Source organism: Agrobacterium sp. NPDC090283 (genome assembly GCF_044769685.1).
Lineage (GTDB): Bacteria > Pseudomonadota > Alphaproteobacteria > Rhizobiales > Rhizobiaceae > Agrobacterium.
Map to the genome: position 1 here is coordinate 1 of NZ_JBIVYG010000048.1, position 2,700 is coordinate 2,700.

The window sequence follows — 2,700 nt, forward strand, 5'->3', positions numbered from 1 at the left end:
GCGGTGATCGGGCCGATGCCTGACACCTCGAGATGCAGGAAGGTATCCGATCCGAGATGTTCGGCAACCGTCACCTTGCCCTGCCACAGGCCGCTTTCCTTCGACAGCAGCAGATGTTCGGGCCGCACGCCGGCGGTGGTGGCACCCTTGCTGCGGGCATAATCGCCGGTGATCAGGTTCATGCGCGGCGAGCCGATAAAGCCGGCGACGAAGAGGTTGGCGGGGGTGCGGTAAAGCTCCATCGGCGAGCCGACCTGCTCGATATTACCGCGGTTGAGCACCACGATTTTGTCGGCCATGGTCATGGCCTCCACCTGGTCGTGGGTGACGTAGATCATCGTCGTCTTCAGCGTGTTGTGCAGCTCGGAGATTTCCAGCCGCATGGTGCCGCGCAGCGCCGCATCGAGGTTGGAAAGCGGTTCGTCGAACAGGAAGGCTTTCGGTTCGCGCACGATGGCGCGGCCGATGGCGACACGCTGGCGCTGGCCGCCTGATAGTTGCGAGGGCCGGCGTTCGAGATAATCGGTGAGGTTCAGCACCCGGGCGGCGTCTTCGACCTTTTTGTCGATCACCGCCTTGTCGAGCTTGGCCATCTTCAGCGGGAAGGCGATGTTGTTCCTGACACTCATATGCGGATAAAGCGCATAGGACTGGAACACCATGGCAAGGCCGCGCTCGGCCGGGGCCTTTCCGGTGGCGTCATTGCCGTCGATGACGATCTTTCCACCGGAGACGTCCTCCAGCCCGGCGATCAGCCGCAGAAGCGTGGACTTGCCGCAGCCGGAGGGACCGACGAAGACGACGAACTCGCCGTCGTTGATATCAAGATCGATCGACGGGATGACTTTCGCCTCACCGAAGAGCTTGGACACGTTCTGAAGGGAAATGCTGCCCATGTTTGTCGTTCCTTATTTCACGGCGCCAAAGGTCAGGCCACGCACGAGTTGTTTCTGCGAGAACCAGCCGATGACGAGAATGGGGGCGATCGCCATCATCGAGGCGGCCGAGAGTTTTGCCCAGAACAGCCCCTGCGGCGAGGAGAAGGAGGCGATGAAGGCCGTCAGCGGTGCGGCATTGGTGGTCGTCAGCCGGATGGTCCAGAAGGCTTCGTTCCAGGCAAGGATGACGTTCAAAAGCAGCGTCGAGGCAATGCCCGGCACCGCCATTGGTGTGAGCACGTGCACGATCTCGTTCCACAGCGACGCGCCATCCATGCGGGCTGCCTCCAGAATCTCGCCGGGGATTTCCCGAAAGTAGGTGTAGAGCATCCAGATGACGATCGGCAGGTTGATGAAGGTGAGCATGATGGTGAGGCCAATGCGGGTATCGAGCAGGCCGGCATTGCGGAAGATCAGATAGATCGGCACCAGGACGGCGACGGCCGGCATCATCTTGGTGGAGAGCATCCACATCAAAATGTCCTTGGTGCGCTTGGTCGGCGAGAACGCCATGGCCCAGGCGGCGGGAATGGCGATGATCAGCGCAATGATCGTCGAGCCGAGCGACAGCACCACCGAGTTCATGAACGGCTTGAAGTAATCGCGCTGGGTCTGGACCGTCACGTAATTCTCAAGCGTGCCCGAGGGAATGAGGCTGAAGCCGGCGATTGCTTCCGGTTCGGTCTTGAGCGAGGTGAGGAAGGCATAGAGGATCGGGAAGAACAGCAGCAGCGCCACGGCCCAGGCCGCGATGGAAAAGCCGATCTTCGCACGTGTGGTTGTCTTGCGGGCCATGATTAGACCTCCCCTGAGGCAATAGCGGTAAAAGCACGGGGCCGGATTTGTGTGGACTTGCGGGATGCTGGGGCCGGAAGGGAGGCCATTATCGTTCCGGCGGGCACATCCCCACCGCCCTCATTCCTGTGCTTGTCACAGGAATCCAGTCGGCGCGCGTCTGCGCGACGGAGGGACTTTCTTTCAGCCCAAAGACTTGGGCTGGCTGGATTCCTGTGACAAGCACAGGAATGAGGGAGGGTGGAGGGCCGGCCGGAGAACGAAACCCCGGAGGGCAAAATCCCAGAGAGCAAAACCCCGGAGAACAGAACCATTGTCATATCACGCCCCCTCAACGATCCAGGTTCTTGCCAACCGCCCGCATCAGAAAAATGGCGACGATATTGGCGAGGATGACGGCGATGATGCCGCCGGCCGAAGCGCCGCCGACGTCGTAACCGAGAAGCGCGGTGCGATAGATGAGGAAGGCGAGGTTGGTGGAGGCATAACCCGGTCCGCCATTGGTGGTGACGAGGATTTCCGCGTAAACGCCAAGCAGGAAGATCGTCTGGATGAGAATGACGACGGTGATGGCGCGCGACAGATGCGGCAGGGTCAGGTAGATGAAGCGGTTGACGAAGTTGGCACCATCCATCTCGGCGGCTTCCTTCTGCTCGCCATCGAGCGACTGCAGGGCGGTCAAGAGGATCAGCGTCGCAAACGGCAGCCATTGCCAGGCGACGATGATGATGATCGACAGCAGCGGAAACTGCGCAAACCAGTCGACCGGCTGGAAACCGAAGAAGCGCGACAGATCGGCAAGCACGCCGTAACCGGGATGCATGATCATGTTCTTCCACACCAATGCGGCCACCGGCGGCATGACGAAGAAGGGCGAGATGATCATGATGCGCACGATGCCCTGGCCGAAAATGTCATTGTCGAGCAGAAGCGCAATGGCGATGCCGCCGATGACGGTGATCAGAAG

The 2,700-nt window shown here is 60.6% G+C and carries 3 protein-coding genes; all 3 read right to left on the bottom strand.

The window, feature by feature from the left end:
• Nucleotides 1-896 (bottom strand): ABC transporter ATP-binding protein (locus ACIQUH_RS27845; RefSeq protein WP_400821425.1); only part of this gene is annotated, 896 nt, incomplete at its 3' end.
• A gap of 12 nt (nt 897-908) precedes the next feature.
• Nucleotides 909-1,733 carry a carbohydrate ABC transporter permease gene (locus ACIQUH_RS27850; RefSeq protein WP_080854694.1) on the bottom strand — a complete coding sequence of 275 codons (825 nt, stop codon included), beginning with the start codon at nt 1,731-1,733 and terminating at the stop codon, nt 909-911.
• A gap of 331 nt (nt 1,734-2,064) precedes the next feature.
• Nucleotides 2,065-2,700: carbohydrate ABC transporter permease (locus tag ACIQUH_RS27855; RefSeq protein ID WP_400821428.1), on the bottom strand; the 636-nt coding region annotated here is incomplete at its 5' end.